The organism is Mycetocola sp. JXN-3, from assembly GCF_014522285.1.
In the GTDB taxonomy this organism is placed as follows: domain Bacteria; phylum Actinomycetota; class Actinomycetes; order Actinomycetales; family Microbacteriaceae; genus Mycetocola; species Mycetocola saprophilus.
Genome location: NZ_CP041635.1, coordinates 1,632,598 through 1,652,223 on the forward strand (window position 1 = coordinate 1,632,598; position 19,626 = coordinate 1,652,223).

Sequence of the window (19,626 nt, forward strand, 5' to 3'; positions counted from 1 at the left end):
GATCTCGCAAAATACATCGCGAGAGTGATCTTCGCCTCCGGAGGGGGTATCTATGACCCGCACCTGGGTGTGGCCGGGTAGCGTGGGCTTCGTGTTCCGGCAGCTTACGCGCATCCAGCTTGTGGTCGACCTCGTGGTCGCCGTGGTTTTTGGTGCCATCGTGGTGCCGCTCAGCTATGGCGACGGACTGCCCGGCCTGATCCTGGTCCTGGCCATGGTCAGCGCGCTGGGGCTGCGCCGATTCTCCCCGGGCCTCGCGCTGTTGATCGCCTGGGTTGGGGTCATCGTGCAGCTCTCATCTGGGCTGCCCGCAACCCTGGCGAATGCGGCGATCCTCGCGGTGCTCTACACCACCGGCGCCTATGCCGAGCGTGCGTCCCGCTGGATCGGACTCGGTTCGGCCCTGGTGGGCGGCCTGCTGGCCGGATACTATACGGCCTTCATCATCGTGCGGGGGACTCCGTCCGACTCCGAGAACACCATGCGCACCATCGCGGTGTTTGGCACCCTGGCCGCGGTGGCCGCCGTGGTGGTCTTGGCGCTGTCCTGGACCATCGGTCTGCTGGTGCGCACCGGTCGCCGGGCCCGCGCCGAGGGGCGTCAACGCTACCTGGCCGAGCGGGAGCAGTTCGCCGCCCAGCAGGCAATGTTTGCCCTCGAGGAGCGCAACCGCATCGCTCGCGACATGCACGATGTGGTGGCCCACTCGCTCGCGGTGATCATCGCCCAGTCCGACGGGGCACGCTATGTGCATCGGGGAAATCCCGATGCCCTGGCCGGAACGCTGGAAACCGTGGCCGGTACCGCGCGCAGCGCCCTGACCGATGTGCGTCTGCTGCTGAGCGAGCTGCGCCACAGCCAGGGCGATGGTCCGCAGCCGGTGCTGAGCGACCTCGGTGGCCTGATCGAGCAGATGCGATCCACCGGCCTTGAGGTGCACTACATCGAATCCGGCGAGTTGATCCCGCTGCCCACCGGACAGCAGATCGCGCTCTATCGGATCGTGCAGGAGTCGCTGACCAACGCGCTCCGGCACGGGGACCGTGCCCGTCCGGTGCTCCTCGCCTTCCACTGGCGTCCGGGGGCCCTCACCGTGCAGATCGACAATGCGACGCTCCCACCCAACCCCGGCCTGCCCCCGCGCTCGGGCGGCCACGGCCTGCCCGGGATGCAGGAACGCGCCGCGCTGGCGGGTGGCTCGGTCGCCTTCACCTCGCCGAGCGCCGGCAACGCCTATCATTTTGTTGTGACGGTTCATATGCCCGCGGGCGCCGTCCGCCCGACTTCCTCGTGAAGGGAAACCCCATGACCGCGATCCGTGTCGCCCTCGTTGATGATCAGTCGCTATTCCGTGCCGGAATCAAGATGCTGATCGACTCCCAGCCGGACCTGGAGTTTGCCGGTGAGGCCGCCGACGGTCAGGAGGGCATCGAGCTGGTGCGCAACACCGCACCGGATGTGGTCCTGATGGATGTGCGGATGCCCAACCTGGATGGGATCGCGGCCACCGCGGCCATCCTCGAGGAGGCCGACCGCTCCGGCAAGCCCGCCCCCAAGATCGTGGTGCTCACCACCTTCGATCTGGATGAGGGTGCCGCCCGCGCGCTGCGCATCGGGGCCAGCGGGTTTCTGCTCAAGGACACCCAGCCCGAGTTCCTGCTCGCGGCGATCCGGACCGTGTTTGCGGGCAGCGCGGTGATCGCCCCGGGCGCCGTGCACGACCTGTTCAGCTCGGTTTCGGCGGCACCGGCGGCCCGCGCGGTCCCCGAGTCCTTCGCCACGCTGACCGGCCGCGAAACCGAGATCTTCAGGCTGGCGGCCGCGGGCCTCAGCAACACCGAGATCGCCACCCACGAATTTCTCAGCGAGGCCACGGTCAAGACCCACATCAGCCGGGTGCTGGCCAAACTCTCGCTGCGCGACCGCGTGCAACTCGTGGTCTTCGCCTACGAGCACGGCCTGAACACCCCGCACGACGCGCAGTAGCCTCGACCGCGCGCGGCCGGTCGAGTTCACCCGCGGATACCCCGCACGACGCGCAGCGGTGCGGCGTGTTCGGGGTGTGGTCATCCCGGATGCTGACCGGCGCGGCCCGGGGATCGGCCGCTGGGATGACGCGGGTTCCCTCCGCCGCTCGATGCCGCCGATGCCCGGCTGTTTCTACTGTGGGAACATGACCACTTCCTCCTCCAGTCCCGTGCTCGCCGCTCGCCTCGACACGGTCACCAAATCCTTCGGCATCGGCTCGGGTGCCGTGGTGGCTCTAGACGCCGTGAGCCTCGACATCGAGCGGGGCCGCTTCACCGCGATCATGGGCCCATCGGGCTCGGGTAAATCCACCCTGATGCATATTGCGGCGGGCCTCGACTCACCCACCTCGGGCCGGGTTTGGCTCGGCGATACCGAGATCGGCACGCTGGATGACGCGGCGCTGACCCGCGTGCGGCGTGACCGCATGGGCTTCATCTTCCAGTCCTTCAACCTGGTGCCCACGCTCACCGCGTGGGAAAACATCGTGCTGCCCTTCGACCTCGGCGGCCGTCGCATCGATGCCACCCAGCGCGCCTGGATTACCGACCTGTGCGCCGGCCTGGGTCTGGGGGATCGCCTGGATCACCGCCCGCATCAGCTCTCCGGCGGGCAGCAGCAGCGGGTGGCGATCATCCGCGCGCTGGCCACCCGTCCCGAGATCATCTTTGCCGATGAGCCCACCGGCGCCCTGGACTCGCGCACCGGCCGCGAGGTTCTGAGCCTGCTCGCCGATGCCTGTGCCCGCTTTGATCAGACCATCGCGATGGTCACCCACGACCCGATCGCCGCGAGCTACGCCGATCGGATCGTGGTCCTCGCCGACGGCTCGCTGCGCCACGACATCGGGCGCACCGGAGCCGCCGAAATCTCCTCGCTCATGCTCTCCCTCGAGGAGGCCGCATGAGTCGCGCCGCCGCCGCGGAGGCTCGCGCTTCCTCGCCAGCCGAGTACCGGTCCACCGGCGCGCGCGGGGGTGCACGCACAAGCAAAATGCGTCTGCGGGACTATCGCGCGAGCATCATCGTCGCCGCGCTGTCGGGGGCGTTTGGTGCGGCCCTGGTGATCGCGACCACCGTGGTGGCCGCGGCCATTGGGGCCCACCAGCTCGCCGGGGAGCACGAGTCGGTGCGCCTCACCGTGCTCGTGGTGAGCGCGGTGTTCTTCGCGATCGCGATCTACGTGTCGGCGGTGGTCACGGCCAATACGGTCGCCACGGTGATCGCCGGCCGGGTGCGCGAAATCGCGCTGTACCGCCTGATCGGTGCCGACTCCTCCCGGCTGCGCCGCGGCATCGCCCGGGAGGGGCTGGTGTGTGCGGCACTGGGCGCGCTGATCGGTACCGTCCCGATCATCGTCGCCGGTCTGGTGGGTGTGCCGATGCTGGTGGACGCGAGGGTGCTGCCCGAAGCCACCTACGATGTGCTGGATCCGCTGCTGATCGCGCCGTTCCTGATCACCATCGCGATGGGCTACCTGGCCTCCTGGGTCGGGTCGCAGCGGGTGTCCCAGGTGACCCCGATCCAGGCACTCGGCGTGGCCGCCGCCGATCCCACCCGTCCGGTGGCGCTCGGCCGTCGGGTTGGCGCCTACGTGCTGCTGATTGGTGGACTGTTTGCCCTGCTGGGCGGCGTCGCGCTGGGGCTGTTCTCCCCGCTCGGACTGCTGGTGGCGCTGGTGGGTGGCGTGCTGTCCTTCAGCGGAATCGTCATGCTGTCCCCGGTGCTGATGCCCGCGCTGCTGCGCCTCACCGGGCGGTGGATGGGCCGCAGCCCGTCCGCCCGGATCGCCGCCGCCAACGCCGTCCGCTACCCCGAACGCAGCGCCCGCAGCATGGTGGGCATCGTGATCGGTGTCACCCTGGTCACCATGTTTGCGGTCGCCAGCTCGACCTACGTGCAGATGATGATCGGGATCGCCGATGCCCAACCCGAGTACGCGGACGGGATGAACGAGATCCTCACGATGACCCTGGCAATCTTCTCCGGCCTGTTTGGATTCTCGGCGCTGATCGCCGCGGTGGGCCTGGTGAACAACCTGGCGCTCGGCGTGATCCAGCGCGCACCGGAACTGGGGCTGTTGCGTACCCTCGGGTTCTCGACCGGTCAGATTCGCCGGATGATCATCACCGAATCCGCCCAGATGACCCTGGTGTCGGTGTTCTTCGGACTGATTTTGGGCACGTTCTACGGCTGGTGCGGTGCCCAGGCCACGCTGGGCGCGATGCTTGGTCACGGCCTGGTGACGCCGGCGATGCCCTGGGGTGTGTTCGGGATCATCCTGGTGCTGGCAATTGTGGTCGCGATCGGGGCTTCGCTCGCCCCCTCGCGCCGGGCCACGCGGGGGAGTGCGGTCGCCGCACTGGCCGCCGACTAGGCAGCGTTCCGCCGATTCCGCGACTCGATCACCCCGCCCCACCCGTGTCCTACGGAGACACGTGTGGGGTGGGGTGTGTCGATTTGGTGCTAGGCTAAACGCGTGTTCTTTGCGGGTCTGCTCCTTAGCTGCCGCGACGAGGCTTAGTTCAAGCCCCTCTCGTCGCGGCGTTTGTTGGCTTCACCCATAATTTTTGAGGAGATCCCCGCAATGAAGAACAACCAGAAGCCCTCGGCCATGCCGATCCACAAGTACGTTCCGTACTCCCAGCAGATCAACGTGAATCTGCCCGATCGCACCTGGCCCAGCAAGGAAATCACCCAGGCCCCGCGCTGGTGTGCGGTTGACCTGCGTGATGGAAACCAGGCGCTGATCGACCCGATGAGCCCCGAGCGCAAGCGCATCATGTTCGACCTGCTGGTCGAGATGGGCTATAAGGAGATCGAGGTTGGGTTCCCGAGCGCGAGCCAGACCGACTTCGACTTCGTGCGCAGCCTGATCGAGGAAAACGCGATCCCGGATGATGTGACCATTCAGGTCTTGACCCAGGCCCGCGAGCACCTGATCGCCCGCACCTACGAGTCGCTGAAGGGTGCCAAGCAGGCCATCGTGCACCTCTACAACTCGACCTCGGTGCTGCAGCGAGAGGTCGTGTTCCGCGCCGACAAGGCCGCGATCACCCAGCTGGCCGTGGACGGTGCGAAGCTCTGCAAGAAGTACGAGGAGACCATCCCCGAGACGGACGTCTACTACGAGTACTCGCCCGAGAGCTACACCGGCACCGAGCTGGAATACGCCGTCGAGGTGGTCAACGCGGTCCTCGAGGTCTTCGTCCCGACCCCCGAGCGCAAGGTCATCATCAACCTGCCCTCGACCGTGGAAATGGCCACCCCGAACGTCTACGCCGATTCGATCGAGTGGATGGGTCGCCACATCAACAACCGCGAGAACGTGCTGATCTCGCTGCACCCGCACAACGACCGCGGCACCGCGATTGCCGCCGCCGAGCTGGGTTATCTGGCCGGTGCCGACCGCATCGAGGGCTGCCTGTTTGGCAACGGTGAGCGCACCGGTAACGTCGACCTGGTCGCCCTGGGCATCAACATGTTCACCCAGGGCATCGACCCGCAGATCGACTTCTCCGACATCGACCGCGTCAAGCGCACCGCCGAGCACTGCAACCAGCTGCCGGTGCCCGAGCGCAGCCCGTGGGCCGGGGACCTGGTGTTCACCGCGTTCAGCGGATCCCACCAGGACGCCATCAAGAAGGGCTTCGAGGCCATGGCCGCCGACGCTTCGGCGCAGGGCAAGAGCGTGGACGACATCGTCTGGGCCGTTCCCTACCTGCCGGTAGACCCCAAGGATCTGGGTCGCTCCTATGAGGCCGTGATCCGGGTCAACTCGCAGTCCGGTAAGGGCGGCGTGGCCTACCTGCTGAAGGCCGACCACAGCCTGGACCTGCCGCGTAAGCTGCAGATCGAGTTCTCCGGCGTGGTGCAGGGGGTGACCGACTCGGAGGGTGGCGAGCTCACCAGCGAGAACATCTGGAACATCTTCCAGGACGAGTACCTGCCCGCCGCCGATGCCGCCGCGAAGTGGGGCCGCTTCGAGCTGCGCGACACCCACACCTCGAGCCGCGACGGTGCCACCGAGCTGACCGCAACCCTGCGCGACGGCGACGTGGTGGCCGACCAGACCGCGACCGGCAACGGCCCGATCGCCGCATTTGTCAACGTGTTGGCTGCCCAGGGCATCGACGTCGAGGTGTACGACTACGTCGAGCACGCCCTCAGCGCCGGTGGCGACGCGGCCGCCGCGTCCTACCTGGAGCTGCGCGTGGGCGACCAGCGCCTGTGGGGCATCGGTATCGACTCCAACTCCTCGACCGCCTCGCTCAAGGCCATCGTCTCGGGCGTGAACCGCGCCCTGCGCTCGCGCGTGGACGCCGAGCCGGTACTGGTCAACGCCTAGCCTCCACCCTCACACCACGGGCCCGCACACTTTGTGCGGGCCCGTGGCGTTTCGGCGAAAACTAGCGGCGGATGCGAGGGAGCCAGCGACGCCAGCCCGAGTCGCGCGGGCCGGTGCCCAGGGCCGCGCCGGCACCCGAGGCGTCCGAGTCGCGGCGGCGCCAGGTGGCCCAGGAGCTGAGCGCGCGCTGTTCGGGCAGGCTCCAGCCGAAGCGGACCGAGAGCAGACGTACCATCGTGGTGATCAGCACACAGCCCACCGCTGCCCAGACGATGGGCACCTCGAGGTGCATCGCCGCGAGCATGAAGATCGTGCCCGCGCCGGCGGCCACCGCGTAGAGCGAGCCCACGTGCATCAGCGCGATGGGGAGGTTCAGCATCATGTCTCGCACCACCGATCCGCCCACCGCCGAGATGACCCCGACAAACACCGCGGGGACCTCGGGGAGCCCGGCGGCCACGGCCTTGGCGCAGCCGAGCGCCGCAAACATGCCGATGGTCAGCGCATCGAGGGTGATGATGATCGCGTTCATCCGGGTGAACACGCGCAGCAGGAGCATGCCCATGAAGGCGGCTCCGGTTGCCGTCAGCAGATACCAGTTGCTGGAGAGCGCGGCGGGAACCTGGTTGATTAGGATGTCGCGGGCAAGACCGCCGCCGAGCCCGATGACCAGCCCGATGATCGCAACCCCGAGCAGATCAAGGCGGTTCTCCCGAAACCGTGCGGCAAACATCGCGCCCTGCACGGCGCCGATACCGACGGCGGTGAGGTCTAGCCACAGGGGGATCACAAACAGAGGGGTCACATCCCCATCTAACACGCAGTCTCGCCCGGATTCCAGAGGACACGACGCGTATGACGCCGCCCGGGTCATCCTGGGAGGATCAACCGAACACGGCCTCCCGGTTCGCCCGGTGTCACCGGCGTAGCGGATAATAGGGGTGTGGCAATTTACCGTGATGAGGCAGTGGTTCTGCGCACCCATAAGCTGGGCGAGGCCGACCGCATCTGTACGCTGCTGACCCGCAATAACGGGAAGGTTCGCGCCGTCGCCAAGGGTGTGCGCAAGGTGGGCTCGAAGTTTGGTGCCCGGCTCGAACCGTTTATGGTGGCCGACATCCAGTTTTATGAGGGTCGCACCCTCGACACCATCAGCCAGGCCGAAACCCTCGGCTCCTACGGTGCTCCGATCGTGGCCGACTATGCGCTCTACACCACCGCGACCGCGATGGTGGAGGCGGCCGACCGGCTGACCGAAACCGATCCGGCTCAGCGCCAGTATCTGCTGCTGGTGGGCGCCCTCCGCTCGCTCTCTCGCGGCGAACACAGCCCCACGCTGACCCTAGACTCCTACCTGCTGCGCGCCCTCTCGATTGCCGGCTGGGCACCGAGCTTCCAGGACTGTGCCCGCTGTGGTCGTCCCGGCCCGCACGCCCGCGTGATGGTGCAGGTGGGCGGTGCCGTGTGCTCCGACTGCGCCCCGCAGGGTGCCGCGATCCTCGATGATGCGACCCGTGAGCTCCTGATCGCGCTCCTCGCCGGGGCCTGGGACCTCACCGAGGATGTCCCCGAGCAGGTACAAAAGCGCGCCAGCGGCATCGTCGCCGCCTACGCCCAGTGGCACCTGGATCGCAGCCTCCGCTCCCTCGACCACCTGGACGGATCCCAGGCTCACACCGTCGCGGCCGTGCCGCAGCCCTCGCCCCCGTCCGCCCCCGAACCGAAGGCCACCGCATGACCCCGAAGCCCTTTACCCACCGTGACGCGGTCCCGTATCGCCCGATCGACTGGACCGGCATCTATCCGCCCGAGTTCCCCCGGGCCGGGGTGCCCGAGCACGTGGCCATCGTGATGGATGGAAACGGTCGCTGGGCGAACGCCCGCGGCCTCCCGCGGGTCCAGGGTCACCAGGCGGGGGAGGCCGCGCTGCTTGATGTCGTGGCCGGCGCGATCCAGGCCGGGGTCAAGCACCTCTCGGTGTACGCCTTCTCGACCGAAAACTGGCGACGCTCCCCGGATGAGGTGCGCTTCCTGATGGGCTTCAACCGTGACGTGCTGCACCGTAGGCGCGACCAGCTCAACGAGTGGGGCGTGCGGGTGCGCTGGGCCGGGCGCACCCCCAAGCTCTGGGGGTCGGTCATCAAGGAGCTCAAGTACGCCGAGGAACTGACCAAATCTAACTCCGTGCTGACCCTGACCATGTGTGTGAACTACGGGGGTCGCAACGAGATCGCCGATGCCGTGCGGGAGATCGCCGAGGGTGTGAAGGCGGGCAAGATTAAGCCCGGCTCCATCTCCGAGAAGACCATCGCCAAGCACCTCTACCTCCCGGATATGCCGGATGTGGACCTGTTTGTGCGTAGCTCGGGGGAGCAGCGCACCTCGAACTTCATGCTGTGGCAGTCGGCCTATGCGGAGATGGTGTTCCTGGACACCCTGTGGCCCGACTTCTCCCGCGAGCAGCTGTGGGAGGCAATCGGGATCTACATCGGCCGCGATCGTCGCTTCGGCGGCGCGATCGACGCCCCTAAGGCGTAGCGGGCATGAAAAAGCCCCGCCCGGTTTACGCCGGGCGGGGCTTTTTGCCGCGAAAAACTAGGGGATGATCGGGCCGATCGAGAGCATCAGGCACAGGGCCAGGATCATGATCAGCGAGAAGCGGAACATGCGGTGGGCCCAGGCGTCGTCATCTTTGGCGCGGAAACCGAGGAACCCGATCCACAGCCAGTAGAGGCCCAGCACACCCATGACCACGGTGTAGATGATCCCCACGTGTCCAAACACCGGCAGCAGCAGGGTCGAGGCCACGAAGGCCAGGGTGTACCAGAAGATCTGGGTCTTGGTGTTTTTGATCCCGTTGACCACCGAGATTACCGGGATACCCGCCTCGGCGTACTCGTCGCGGCGGTAGACGGCGATCGAGTAGAACTCGGGCATCTGCCAGAAGAACAGCATCGCGAAGACCAGGATGGCCGAGGCATCGATCGCGCCGGTCACGCCCACGTACCCGGCCAGGATCGGCGCGGCGCCGGAGACGCTGCCCACCAGGGTGCCGTGGATCGAGAGGCGCTTGGAGAGCATGCCGTAGAAGACCACGTAGACCACAAAACCGGCCAGACCCACGGCGACCACGAGCCAGTTGGTCCAGGCGATCAGCATCGCGTTACCCACCACAAACAGGACGATGGTGAAGATCACCGCATTGCGGACCCCCACGCCGCCGCTCACGGTGGCGCGCTTGCGGGTGCGTTCCATCTTGGTGTCGATATCGCGGTCCAGCACGTTGTTCAGCACGCAGGCGGCGGCGATCACCAGGGTCGTGCCGATGATCAGCGCGGCGAAGAGCCACAGATCCACCTGCCCGCGGGCGGCCAGCAGGAAGCCGGCGGCGGCCGTCAGCACGTTGCCGTAGAGGACCCCCGGCTTGGTTAGCGTGTAGTAGAGGGTGATCCGGTCACGGAACGATCCCCCCTGGGCACGAGATGCGAGTGCCGCGTCGGTTCCATCGGAACCGGCGTGAAAAGCAGGGGTGGGGCCGTGCAGGGTCATACGAGAAAAAGCTCCGATCAGCGCGTATAGCAAACTCCAGTATATCCGTGCTGTGAACGGTAAATGTCCGCCTCCCGGGCCTCGAGTTCGCCGCGCGCGCGATCATCTGGGAGAATTGATGCGATGTCCACTTCAGTTGTTGCTCCCGCCCCCGCGCTGCGTATCGGCAGCCTGACCCTCGACGTGCCCGTGGTTCTCGCGCCGATGGCCGGAATTACCAACACCGCGTTCCGCCGGCTGTGTCGCGAATACGGTGCCGGCCTGTACGTCAGCGAGATGATTACCGCGCGTGCCCTGGTCGAGCGCACCCCCGAGACGATGCGGCTGATCGCCCACCATCCGTCCGAGAAGACCCGCAGCATTCAGCTGTACGGCGTGGATGCCCCGACCGTGTACAAGGCCGTGCGGATACTCAACGATGAGGGCCTCGCCGACCACGTCGACCTCAACTTTGGCTGCCCCGTCCCCAAGGTCACCCGCAAGGGTGGCGGCTCGGCGCTGCCGTGGAAGCTCGATCTGTTCCAGGACATCGTCGAGTCCGCCGTGCGCGGTGCCGGGGACCTGCCGGTCACCGTGAAAATGCGCAAGGGCATCGACCCCGAGCACCTCACCTATCTTGATGCCGGCCGGATCGCCGAGGCCGCCGGTGCCTCGGCCGTCGCGCTGCACGGCCGTACCGCGAGCGAGTTTTACTCCGGTCAGGCCGACTGGTCGGCGATCGCCCGACTCAAGGAGACCGTCACCAGCATCCCGGTGCTCGGCAACGGAGATATCTGGAGCGGCGAGGACGGCCCGCGGATGATGCGCGAGACCGGCGCCGACGGCGTCGTGGTGGGTCGCGGTTGCCTCGGACGGCCGTGGCTGTTCGGCGACCTGGCCGCCGCGTTCACCGGCTCCGAGGAGCGCCACCGCCCCAACCTGGCCCTGGTCGCACAGGCCTTCCGTCGCCACGCCGAACTGCTCTCCGAGTTCTTCGAGAGCGAGGAGCGTGGCTGCCGCGACATTCGCAAGCACGTGGCCTGGTACTTCAAGGGCTACCCGGTGGGCAGCGAGATTCGCAGCGCCCTGGCGCTGGTGTCGAGCCTCGCCGAGGTGGATGAGCTGGTTGAGCGACTCGGCGACGCCCCGTATCCGACCGAGGGTGCCGAGGGTCAGCGTGGCCGTGCCGGAAGCCCCAAGCGTGTGGTGCTGCCGGAAAACTGGCTGAACTCGCGTGAGCTTGAGGGCGACCAGCGTGAGCGCCTGACCGAGGGTGCCGGAGACACCAGCGGTGGATAACGGCTACTCGGCCGCCGACACCGAGCGGTGGTTCCCCGAGACCCATAAGTCGCACCGATCCAACTTTGCCCGCGACCGCGCGCGCCTGCTGCACTCCAGCGCGCTGCGTCGTCTGGCCGCAAAGACCCAGGTGCTGAGCCCCACCGCGGGGCTGGACTTTGCCCGCAACCGGTTGACCCACTCACTCGAGGTCGCCCAGGTTGGTCGCGAGCTGGGACTTGCCCTGGGCCTCGATCCGGACGTGGTGGACACCGCCTGCCTCGCCCACGACCTCGGCCACCCACCCTTTGGGCACAACGGGGAGCGCGCGCTCAACGACTGGTCCGAGCAGATCGGCGGCTTCGAGGGCAATGCTCAGACCCTGCGCATCCTCACCCGGCTTGAGCCCAAGGTCTTCGGGGAGGACGGGCGTGCCTACGGTCTGAACCTCACCCGTGCGAGCCTTGACGCGAGCTGCAAGTATCCCTGGCCCGCCGCGCAGGCGGTCGCCGACCCCGGCGGGCGCGCCAAGTACGGGTTCTTCGACGAGGACTCGGCGGCATTTGAGTGGCTGCGCGCCGGGGCACCGGATCGCCGCCGCTGCATCGAGGCGCAGGTCATGGACCTCTCCGATGACATCGCCTACTCGGTGCACGACTTCGAGGATGCGGTGGTGGGCGAGTACATCGATCCGGCCATGCTGGCCTCGCGTGCCGGACACGAGGTCCTGCTCGTCAAGGTTCGCGAGTGGGCGGGCGACGAGTTTGGCATTGACGACCTCGGCGCCGCCTTCGAGCGCATCCGCGAGGTCCCCAGCTGGCTCACCGCGTGGGATGGCTCCCGGCCCGCCCAGGCGCGTCTGAAAACCTTCACCAGCGACATGATTGGTCGCTTCGCCGGGGCTGCCACCCTCGCGACCCGCGAGGCGTTCCCCGCGGCGAGCCTGATCCGGTTCAACGCCGACGTCGTGGTTCCGCACGAGATCGCCGCCGAGATTGCCGTACTCAAGGGCATCGTGGCGGCATTCGTGATGAGCCGCGGAAGTCGCCAGCCGATCTACCGCCAGCAGCGTGACATTCTCACCACCCTCGCCGAGACCATCTACGAGCGCGGACCCGAGCTGCTGGACATCGGTTTTGCCGCCGACTGGGCCGCCGCCGAGGACGATGCGCAGCGTCGTCGGGTCGTGGTGGATCAGGTTGCAAGCCTGACGGATCAGGCCGCGATTAGCCGCTTCGAGCGCCTGGGTTAGTCCGCACCGCGTTTCCCGGTCCCACCCCTGATTACGGGGGTGGGACCGCGCGCGTCCGGGCCCCGGATGTCGGCCCGCGGGACTAGACTGGAGCAATGGCAGGACTGATCCGACAGAGCGATATCGACGAGGTAAAGTCGCGCACCAACATCGCGGACATTGTGGGGGATCACGTCACGCTGAAATCCGCCGGTGTGGGCTCGATGAAGGGCCTGTGCCCCTTCCACGATGAGCGCAGCCCGAGCTTCCACGTGCGTCCGCAGCTGGGCTACTACCACTGCTTCGGCTGTGGCGAGAGCGGCGATGCCATCTCGTTCCTGCAGAAGATCGATCATGTGTCCTTCGCCGAGGCCGTCGAACGCCTGGCGTCCCGCGCGGGCATCCAGCTGCAGTATGAGGAGGGCGGCAGTGGTCGCTCCGATCACGGACAGCGCGCCCGCCTGCTCGCCGCCAACGCCGCCGCCGGAGTGTTCTTCCGCGAGCAGCTCGGCGCCCCCGACGCCGAACCCGGACGAAAGTTCCTGGGGGAGCGCGGCTTCGATCCAGTGGCCGCCGAACACTTCGGCGTGGGCTTCGCGCCCAAGAGCTGGGATCGGATGACCAATGCGCTCAAGGCGCAGGGCTTCACTGTCGAGGAGCTGATCGCCGCCGGGCTCGTCAGTCAGGGAGACCGCGGCGTCTATGACCGTTTCCGGGGTCGCCTGGTCTGGCCCATCCGCGACGTCACCGGGCAGACCATCGGTTTTGGTGCCCGCCGACTGCTGGAGGACGATAAGGGCCCCAAGTACCTCAATACCCCCGAGACCGCGGTCTATCACAAGAACCAGGTGCTCTACGGGCTCGATCTGGCCAAGCGCGATATCTCCCGCGGCGGTCAGGTTGTGGTGGTTGAGGGCTACACCGACGTCATGGCCGCGCACCTGGCCGGGATCACCACCGCGGTGGCCACCTGTGGCACCGCGTTCGGGGTCGAGCACATTCGCCTGATCCGCCGGATCATGGGGGACGACTCCGGAACCGGTGAGGTGGTCTTCACCTTCGACCCCGACGCCGCCGGGCAGAAGGCCGCGATGCGTGCCTTCGCCGAGGAGAAGCGCTTCTCCGCCCAGACCTATGTGGCCGTCGCCCCCGACGGCCTGGACCCGTGTGACCTGCGCCTGGCGCGCGGTGACGCGGCCGTCCGCGCGCTCCTGGATAACAAGGAGCCGATGTTTGAGTTTGTCATCCGGCAGCTGCTCTCCGAATACGACCTGGAGAGTGTCGAGGGTCGGGTGGGCGCGCTGCGCGTGGCCGCCCCGGTGATTGCCGAGATCCGCGATCCGGCGATTCGCCCCGGCTACACCCGGGTGCTCGCGCGTCAGCTGGGGATGGACCTGCCCGAGGTGCAGTCGGCCGTGGCGCGCGCCAAGCCCGGCCGCGGGGAGCAGGCGGCCCCCGCGCGCGGCCGCGAGCTGCCCGCCCCGGCGGTGCCGTCCGCGGGGATGGAGTCCGCCGCGCAGGGTTCGGCCGAGGTGATCATCCTGGATGAACCCCCGGTGTCGCTGCGCGACCTGCCCTCGGATCCGGTGACGCGCCTGGAGCGTGACGCGATCATGGCCGTGCTCCAGCACCCCGAAACCGTGCCGGTGGAACTGGTGGCACGGGCGATGCACACGGGGTTTGTGAACCCCGCGCTGGCCATCGTCCGCGACGGGATCGCCGCAACCCTCGACCGCTTCGGCCAGCCCGACTGGTTCCAGACAGTGGCCGCCACCGTGCCGGTGCCGATTCGTACCCTGGTGGAACAACTGGCCATCGCACCGATACCGCAGCGCGGTGCCGACGAGCTCGGCGGCTACGTTAACGGGATCACCGTGGCGCTGATCGATCGTGATCTGCTGCGGCAGTCCCATGAGCTGCGTGGACGTCTGCAGCGCACCGACCCCACCGACCGCGAGGCCTACCGCGCGGTTCAAACCGAACTGATGGCGCTCGAAGCCGAGCGTCGCACCCTGCGATCGGAGTAATTCATGACCGCCGTGCTGTCCCTCGATGACCTGTCCATCGGCTATCCGATGCGCCCCGGCCACGCGGGACACGTGGCGCTTTCCGGTGTCTCCGCCGAGGTCGGTGCGGGGGAGGGGTTGGTCCTTTCCGGTGGTGCGGGCTCGGGTAAATCCACGCTCGCCCGCATCCTGAGCCTGCGTCCGGGGGCGCCCGCGCGCGTGATCGGGGGTACCGGAAGCGTGCTCGGCGCACGCCTGAGAGGCTTCGGACACGGCGCCCGCAAGCGTGCGCGTGCCCGGATCGGGTACCTGCCCCAGCGTGAACAGGGTGCGATCCTTGGCATGCAGACGGTCGCGGCCGGGCTTGCCCAGCGGGTACGTCAGCACAATCCGAGTCTGGACGATCCGGCGGTGGGGCAGCGTGTTGCGCATTTGCTGGATGACGCCCGCCTCCCGCTCTCGGTCCTCGACCGCTTCGCCAATGAACTCTCCAGCGGTCAGCGTCAGCGGGTGGGCCTGGCCCTGCAGCTGGCCGGGGACCCGAGTTTCCTGATCTTGGACGAGCCCACCGCGGGCCTGGACCCCAACGTGCGCCCGGCCATCGCCGACGCGATCACCCGCCTGCTGACCGCGGGCGGAACCGTCCTCCTGGTCAGTAACGAACCCGACCTGTGTGGCTCCGTGGCGCTGCCAATCCTGACCCTGGATCGCGGAACCCCGGTCGCCTACACCGAGGGCGCTCCACGGCCCGCCAAGCCCGTATCGGCATAGCATTCGCGCACGCCCCGGGGCGTATATGCGACACGAATCGCCCGGGGCGCGCTCGATTTCGTTCCGGCCCAATCGCGCTGCTACAGTAGTAACACGCCAGCAGGCATCTTCCTCGATAGCTCAGCGGCAGAGCAGCCGGCTGTTAACCGGCAGGTCCTTGGTTCGAATCCAAGTCGGGGAGCTAAGCCCCGGGAAGCTCCACCTTCCCGGGGCTTTTTAGTACCTCAAAACTCGCGGCAAAGCTCCCCTGCGAAGGCCCTGGGCATTTAATGCCCAACCTCTTCTTTAACTTGTCCTTAGCAAAAGAGGGCGTTAAGGATCTAGATAGGGCAGCCGAACTAGCTGGTCGCCCACCCTAGAATCTCCGAAAATAGGTGGTAGCTTCGAGTTAACGGCCGCTCTCCCAATAGGCAGAAATTGAGGGAGAGCTTTGCAAAAACGCAGTGTTGGTTTGTCGCTGCTGAGTGCAGCAATTCTGGTTGTGGTCGGGACTTCGGGCGCGGCTAACGCCTCATCTCCACCCTCCGACGCCCCCTCGACCGTCGCCATTGAGTCGAGGTACCCTCATGAGTGCTGACGAAACGATAGTTCGGTGGAGCGCGTTGTCCATCATCCTCGCCGATGACAGCTTGTGGGTTACCAGCATGTGCTGCGTTTCAGTCTCCGGGCTTACCTTTCTGTTTGAAGAAGTGTTCCGTGAAACCGCCCGGGGACCAGTCTTCTTCGGGCTTAGCTCGCCAGGCATTGAGTGCCCGCGCGGTCCCTACCCCTGGGATCCCGAGGATGTGGTGAAGTCGTACTCCCTGCGCGAGATTCCCGCGAGCTTGCCCGCCCCCATTTGGCCCAATGGCGTGGCGGAGCAACTACGACGCTCGGGGCGCACCTTCCTTGCCTCCGCCGGGACGTGGACCGGATGGTGGGGCATGTTGGCGCATCGCAAGCGCCCAAAGCGCGAGCATCTTTAACCGGCGACGCGAATTCCGGGTGGGTGCCCGGCATGGGCGAGCGGTGCGTCGGCGGCCGGGTCGGTTCCCCGGAAACATGCGGGACACGCCCAGATTTCGTCTCGAATTGAAGCGCGCCGCGGGCCTGTAGTAAAGTAACTCATGTAGCAACAAACGCCGTAATCCTCGATAGCTCAGCGGCAGAGCAGCCGGCTGTTAACCGGCAGGTCCTTGGTTCGAATCCAAGTCGGGGAGCCACTGATACGCGCCGGGTCCTCCCGGCGCGTATTGTTTTATGCGGGAAGGAACGGGCATGAGCGATTACGAAAAAGAACGCACCCGCCGGGCCGCACGCATCGCACGCGGAGCCGTGCGCTACACCCTGATCGGATTGATCGTCCTGGTCGGCGTGGTGTGGGTCATCAGCACCCTCACGCGCTAATACCCCGGACACAAAACGGGCCCGTCCACGAAAGTGGACGGGCCCGTTTTGGTGGTGGTGTCGGAAAACCTACGCGTCGATGTCGTCCACGCCGGGAGTCCAGCTGAGGCCCGGCACACCCCAGCGGTACTTGCGGGTCAGGCGGTCCTGGGTCTTCCAGTCACCGGTGCCCAGGCGGTCCAGGTAGAGATATCCATCGAGGTGGTCGTACTCGTGCTGGAGGATCCGCGCACGCCATCCGGTCACATCCAGGGTGAAGGGCTTCTGGTCCAGGTCCACGGCGGTCAGTACCGCGCGCTCGGAGCGGCGCAGCGGGAAGCGCTCACCCGGGAAGGAGAGGCAGCCCTCGGACTCGATGTCCTCGTCCGGCTCGCCGGGCTCGGCCGGGCTGATCAGCAGCGTCGGGTTGATCGCCACGCCGCGCCAGGGCTCGCCCTCGGGGGTCTCGTAGCTGTAGACAAACAGACGCAGGCCGACGCCCACCTGGGGCGCCGCCAGGCCGACGCCGGGGGCCGCGTCCATGGTCTCGTACATGTTCTCGACGAGGGTACGCAACTCCGCGTCGAATTCGGTCACCGGGGCGGCCGGGGTGTGCAGCACCGGTTCGCCCTTGATGCAAATGGGAAGAATAGCCATGCCACTACCCTATCTTTCGCGCGGCTCACGGTAGGCTCAATGGGTGAGCCCCGTACTAGATTTCCTGACCGAGGTCAGTCTGGAGACCTTCCAGAACCCCACCCAGATGATCGGTGTCCCCATCGCCATCGTGGGTGCCGTCTTCCTCTCGCTCGGCGCGCAGTTCCAGCACCGCGGGGTCAACAAGGTGGATAACGCCACCGAGGGTACCGGGAAAAATGGGCTCAACGTCGGCCAGCTGACGCTCCTGCTGAAGCGTCCGTCCTGGGTGATCGGCACGCTAATGCTCGGCCTCGCCATCGTGTTCCAACTGGTGTCGCTGGCCTTCTCACCCCTGATTCTGGTGCAGCCGCTGGGAGCGATCGCCCTGGTGGTCACCGCGATTGTTAACTCGCGTGTGTCCAAGGTGCGGATGACCCGCGCCGGCATCATCTCGATTGCCGCCTGTGTGCTGGGTATCGGATTGTTTGTGGGCATCGCCGCAACCGTCAGCGGCGAAAAGCCGGTGACCGACGAAAAGCTCATCACGATCCTGATTATTCTCGGTGTGGTGCTGCTCATTCTGGGCACCATGTTCGCGATCTTCCGCACCCGTGCGCGGGCCCTGTTCTACATCATCTCCGCCGGAATGGTCTACGGTTTCGTGGCGACCCTGGCCAAGGTTGTGATCAGCCGCGTGCAGGCCTCGGACTTCAACTGGCTCACCGTGATCTGCATCGTCGGCCTGCTTGCCGGAACCGGACTGGGCGCGTACTTCGTGCAGAACGCCTACGCGTCGGGCCCGCCGGACCTGGTGATCGCCGGGCTTACGGTTGTGGATCCGATGGTCGCCGTGGCCATCGCCGTGATCGTGCTGGGCGAGGCCGACGGCGCGCCGCTGTGGGCCATCATCGGCTTTATCGTGGCCGGTGCCATCGCGGTCTGGGGAGTGTTCCAACTCGCCCGGCATCACCCGCAGGTGGCAAACTAAACCTCATACCAGCGATTGATCTTCGCGCCACACACGCATGGATAACAAGCGTTGGGATGGTCGGAGCCGTTAGAATAGGGTGACCCCGAGGCCGCAGTTTGGCCTCAGCAGACCGGTCTGAAACCGGCAATCATGGAGGACCTCCACATCTTGACCGACTCAACCGAAAACCGTCCCGAGCACATCGCCGAGACGACTCCGGCAAAGCGGCCGCTGCGCATCGTGATCGGAACCGACACGTTCGCCCCCGACGTCAACGGCGCCGCCCGGTTTACCGAGCGTCTCGCCGCCGGCCTGGTCGCCCGCGGACACGACGTCCACGTTGTTGCTCCCGCCGCCTCCTACCGTCACGGCACCTGGACCGAGCCCCACGAGGGCCAGCGGATGACCCTGCACCGCCTGTTCAGCGTGCGCTGGTATCCGCACGACTGGCTGCGGTTTGCGCTGCCCTGGACCATCAACCGCAACGCGGCAAAGGTTCTGGATGAGCTCAAGCCCGACGTGGTTCACTCGCAGTCCTTCTTCGTGATCGGCCGGGGACTCTCGGTGCAGGCGCAGAAGCGCGGCATCCGTATCGTGGCGACCAACCACGTGATGCCCGAGAACATGCTTGAGTTCACCATGGTCCCGCAGGCCTTCCAGAAGCAGCTGATCGCCTGGGCCTGGCGCCTGGCCGAGCGTGCGCTGGGCCGGGCCGAGTCGGTGACCACCCCGACCCGTCGCGCCGCCGACTTCCTCGAGCGCTACACCAACATTCGAGACGTCCACGCGATCTCCTGCGGTATCGATTCCTCGCGCTACACGCCGAGCTTCGAGCCGCGCACCGAGAATCGGATTCTGTTTGTCGGTCGGATCACCGGCGAGAAGCAGATCGACGTGCTGATCCGCGCCGTGGCCAGCCTCGACCCCGAACTCGACGCCAAGCTCACCATCATCGGGGGCGGCGACCAGAAGAAGGCGCTCCAGGAGCTCGTGAGCGAGCTGGGTCTGGGGGAGCGGGTGCACTTCGCCGGCTATGTGACCGATGAGGAACTGCGCCAGGCCTACACCGACGCCACCGTGTTCGCGATGCCCTCGATTGCCGAGCTGCAGTCGATCGCCACGATGGAGGCCATGTCCACCGCGCTGCCGGTGGTGGCCGCCGACGCGATGGCGCTGCCGCACCTGGTACACGACGGCGAAAACGGCCACCTGTTCGAGCCCGGTAACGTGGCCGATCTGGCCGAGAAGCTGACCGACGTGCTGACGGCCGACACTGACAAGCTCAACGCGTTCAAGAACGCCTCGCTGCGCCTGATCGCGCCGCACGATATCGAGCGCACCCTCAACACCTTCGAGGCGCTGTATCGCGGCGAAGAGGTTGTAGATCCGGTCACCGAAATCGGTGCCGAACAGTCGGCCGAATAGCCGGGAGCCTCGTCGTGTCGTCGGCTCCGCTGGCGATA

General features: G+C 66.8%; 18 protein-coding genes and 2 tRNA genes. 17 read left to right on the forward strand and 3 right to left on the reverse strand.

Translation table 11 applies throughout. The features are described from left to right. Window positions 1-52: 52 nt before the first annotated feature. From C7C57_RS07565 to leuA, 5 genes are all read left to right on the forward strand, one after another. The gene (locus C7C57_RS07565; RefSeq protein ID WP_255505807.1) at window positions 53-1,294 is read left to right on the forward strand and encodes a sensor histidine kinase; all 1,242 of its coding nucleotides are present in this window, start codon (window positions 53-55) and stop codon (window positions 1,292-1,294) included. 11 nt (window positions 1,295-1,305) lie between these two features. Then, the gene (locus tag C7C57_RS07570) at window positions 1,306-1,986 is read left to right on the forward strand and encodes a response regulator transcription factor (protein WP_187978166.1); all 681 of its coding nucleotides are present in this window, start codon (window positions 1,306-1,308) and stop codon (window positions 1,984-1,986) included. A 187-nt stretch (window positions 1,987-2,173) separates the two neighbouring features. Next, window positions 2,174-2,935: an ABC transporter ATP-binding protein gene (locus tag C7C57_RS07575; protein ID WP_187978167.1), complete on the forward strand. Its 762-nt coding sequence runs from the start codon at window positions 2,174-2,176 to the stop codon at window positions 2,933-2,935. Beyond that, complete coding sequence (locus tag C7C57_RS07580) at window positions 2,932-4,404, forward strand: ABC transporter permease (RefSeq protein ID WP_255505808.1); 1,473 nt, start codon at window positions 2,932-2,934, stop codon at window positions 4,402-4,404. Before C7C57_RS07575 ends, C7C57_RS07580 begins: the two co-directional genes overlap by 4 nt. 210 nt (window positions 4,405-4,614) lie before the next feature. Next, the gene (gene leuA / locus C7C57_RS07585) at window positions 4,615-6,375 is read left to right on the forward strand and encodes a 2-isopropylmalate synthase (RefSeq protein WP_187978168.1); all 1,761 of its coding nucleotides are present in this window, start codon (window positions 4,615-4,617) and stop codon (window positions 6,373-6,375) included. A gap of 61 nt (window positions 6,376-6,436) precedes the next feature. Here leuA and C7C57_RS07590 read toward each other — a convergent pair whose 3' ends face one another. Then, window positions 6,437-7,180, reverse strand: a complete 744-nt coding sequence (locus tag C7C57_RS07590; protein ID WP_255505809.1) for a trimeric intracellular cation channel family protein — start codon at window positions 7,178-7,180, stop codon at window positions 6,437-6,439. Between the two features lie 138 nt (window positions 7,181-7,318). Between C7C57_RS07590 and recO the strand changes: the two genes are divergently transcribed. Both recO and C7C57_RS07600 read left to right on the forward strand, forming a co-directional pair. Further along, a complete protein-coding gene (recO, locus tag C7C57_RS07595; protein WP_187978170.1) occupies window positions 7,319-8,113 on the forward strand; it encodes a DNA repair protein RecO in 795 nt (264 codons plus the stop codon). Then, window positions 8,110-8,913, forward strand: coding sequence for an isoprenyl transferase (locus C7C57_RS07600; RefSeq protein ID WP_187978171.1), 804 nt, complete (start codon window positions 8,110-8,112; stop codon window positions 8,911-8,913). The genes recO and C7C57_RS07600 overlap by 4 nt, the downstream gene beginning before the upstream one ends. Window positions 8,914-8,970: 57 nt before the next feature. On the opposite strand, the gene cyoE is transcribed toward C7C57_RS07600, so the two are convergent. Further along, entirely contained in the window at window positions 8,971-9,924 is a 954-nt protein-coding gene (gene cyoE, locus C7C57_RS07605) for a heme o synthase (RefSeq protein ID WP_187978172.1), read from the reverse strand. A 123-nt stretch (window positions 9,925-10,047) separates the two neighbouring features. On the opposite strand from cyoE, the gene dusB reads away from it, so the two are divergent. The 8 genes from dusB to C7C57_RS15840 all read left to right on the forward strand — a co-directional run bounded on the left by dusB (window position 10,048) and on the right by C7C57_RS15840 (window position 16,575). Next, a complete protein-coding gene (gene dusB / locus C7C57_RS07610) occupies window positions 10,048-11,202 on the forward strand; it encodes a tRNA dihydrouridine synthase DusB (protein WP_030143654.1) in 1,155 nt (384 codons plus the stop codon). Further along, window positions 11,177-12,433 (forward strand): deoxyguanosinetriphosphate triphosphohydrolase, encoded by a 1,257-nt coding sequence (locus C7C57_RS07615; protein ID WP_187978173.1) that lies wholly within the window; start codon window positions 11,177-11,179, stop codon window positions 12,431-12,433. The genes dusB and C7C57_RS07615 overlap by 26 nt, the downstream gene beginning before the upstream one ends. A 95-nt stretch (window positions 12,434-12,528) precedes the next feature. Then, a complete protein-coding gene (gene dnaG, locus C7C57_RS07620; RefSeq protein ID WP_030143652.1) occupies window positions 12,529-14,439 on the forward strand; it encodes a DNA primase in 1,911 nt (636 codons plus the stop codon). A gap of 3 nt (window positions 14,440-14,442) precedes the next feature. After that, window positions 14,443-15,189: an ATP-binding cassette domain-containing protein gene (locus C7C57_RS07625; RefSeq protein ID WP_187978174.1), complete on the forward strand. Its 747-nt coding sequence runs from the start codon at window positions 14,443-14,445 to the stop codon at window positions 15,187-15,189. A 109-nt stretch (window positions 15,190-15,298) separates the two neighbouring features. Beyond that, window positions 15,299-15,370 (forward strand) — tRNA-Asn (locus C7C57_RS07630). Between the two features lie 385 nt (window positions 15,371-15,755). Continuing rightward, the gene (locus tag C7C57_RS07635; RefSeq protein ID WP_187978175.1) at window positions 15,756-16,154 is read left to right on the forward strand and encodes a hypothetical protein; all 399 of its coding nucleotides are present in this window, start codon (window positions 15,756-15,758) and stop codon (window positions 16,152-16,154) included. Between the two features lie 162 nt (window positions 16,155-16,316). Further along, window positions 16,317-16,391: transfer RNA gene (locus C7C57_RS07640), tRNA-Asn, on the forward strand. A 55-nt stretch (window positions 16,392-16,446) separates the two neighbouring features. After that, on the forward strand, window positions 16,447-16,575 hold the full coding sequence (locus C7C57_RS15840; RefSeq protein WP_255505810.1) for a hypothetical protein: 129 nt from the start codon (window positions 16,447-16,449) through the stop codon (window positions 16,573-16,575). A 69-nt stretch (window positions 16,576-16,644) separates the two neighbouring features. Here the strand turns inward: C7C57_RS15840 and def are convergent, their stop codons facing one another. Continuing rightward, window positions 16,645-17,211 carry a peptide deformylase gene (def, locus tag C7C57_RS07645; protein WP_187978176.1) on the reverse strand — a complete coding sequence of 189 codons (567 nt, stop codon included), beginning with the start codon at window positions 17,209-17,211 and terminating at the stop codon, window positions 16,645-16,647. Between the two features lie 43 nt (window positions 17,212-17,254). On the opposite strand from def, the gene C7C57_RS07650 reads away from it, so the two are divergent. Both C7C57_RS07650 and C7C57_RS07655 read left to right on the forward strand, forming a co-directional pair. Continuing rightward, window positions 17,255-18,181 (forward strand): DMT family transporter, encoded by a 927-nt coding sequence (locus C7C57_RS07650; protein ID WP_255505811.1) that lies wholly within the window; start codon window positions 17,255-17,257, stop codon window positions 18,179-18,181. A gap of 150 nt (window positions 18,182-18,331) precedes the next feature. Further along, window positions 18,332-19,588 carry a glycosyltransferase gene (locus C7C57_RS07655; protein WP_255505812.1) on the forward strand — a complete coding sequence of 419 codons (1,257 nt, stop codon included), beginning with the start codon at window positions 18,332-18,334 and terminating at the stop codon, window positions 19,586-19,588. The last annotated feature ends 38 nt before the right edge of the window (window positions 19,589-19,626 follow it).

Coding starts and splice junctions, on each gene's coding strand:
- def (WP_187978176.1), bottom strand. CDS start 17,211: ATGGCTATTCTTCCCATTTGCATCAAGGGCGAACCGGTGCTGCACACC.
- C7C57_RS15840 (WP_255505810.1), top strand. CDS start 16,447: ATGAGCGATTACGAAAAAGAACGCACCCGCCGGGCCGCACGCATCGCA.
- C7C57_RS07625 (WP_187978174.1), top strand. CDS start 14,443: ATGACCGCCGTGCTGTCCCTCGATGACCTGTCCATCGGCTATCCGATG.
- cyoE (WP_187978172.1), bottom strand. CDS start 9,924: ATGACCCTGCACGGCCCCACCCCTGCTTTTCACGCCGGTTCCGATGGA.
- C7C57_RS07565 (WP_255505807.1), top strand. CDS start 53: ATGACCCGCACCTGGGTGTGGCCGGGTAGCGTGGGCTTCGTGTTCCGG.
- C7C57_RS07600 (WP_187978171.1), top strand. CDS start 8,110: ATGACCCCGAAGCCCTTTACCCACCGTGACGCGGTCCCGTATCGCCCG.
- dusB (WP_030143654.1), top strand. CDS start 10,048: ATGTCCACTTCAGTTGTTGCTCCCGCCCCCGCGCTGCGTATCGGCAGC.
- dnaG (WP_030143652.1), top strand. CDS start 12,529: ATGGCAGGACTGATCCGACAGAGCGATATCGACGAGGTAAAGTCGCGC.
- C7C57_RS07580 (WP_255505808.1), top strand. CDS start 2,932: ATGAGTCGCGCCGCCGCCGCGGAGGCTCGCGCTTCCTCGCCAGCCGAG.
- leuA (WP_187978168.1), top strand. CDS start 4,615: ATGAAGAACAACCAGAAGCCCTCGGCCATGCCGATCCACAAGTACGTT.
- C7C57_RS07575 (WP_187978167.1), top strand. CDS start 2,174: ATGACCACTTCCTCCTCCAGTCCCGTGCTCGCCGCTCGCCTCGACACG.
- C7C57_RS07635 (WP_187978175.1), top strand. CDS start 15,756: ATGAGTGCTGACGAAACGATAGTTCGGTGGAGCGCGTTGTCCATCATC.
- C7C57_RS07570 (WP_187978166.1), top strand. CDS start 1,306: ATGACCGCGATCCGTGTCGCCCTCGTTGATGATCAGTCGCTATTCCGT.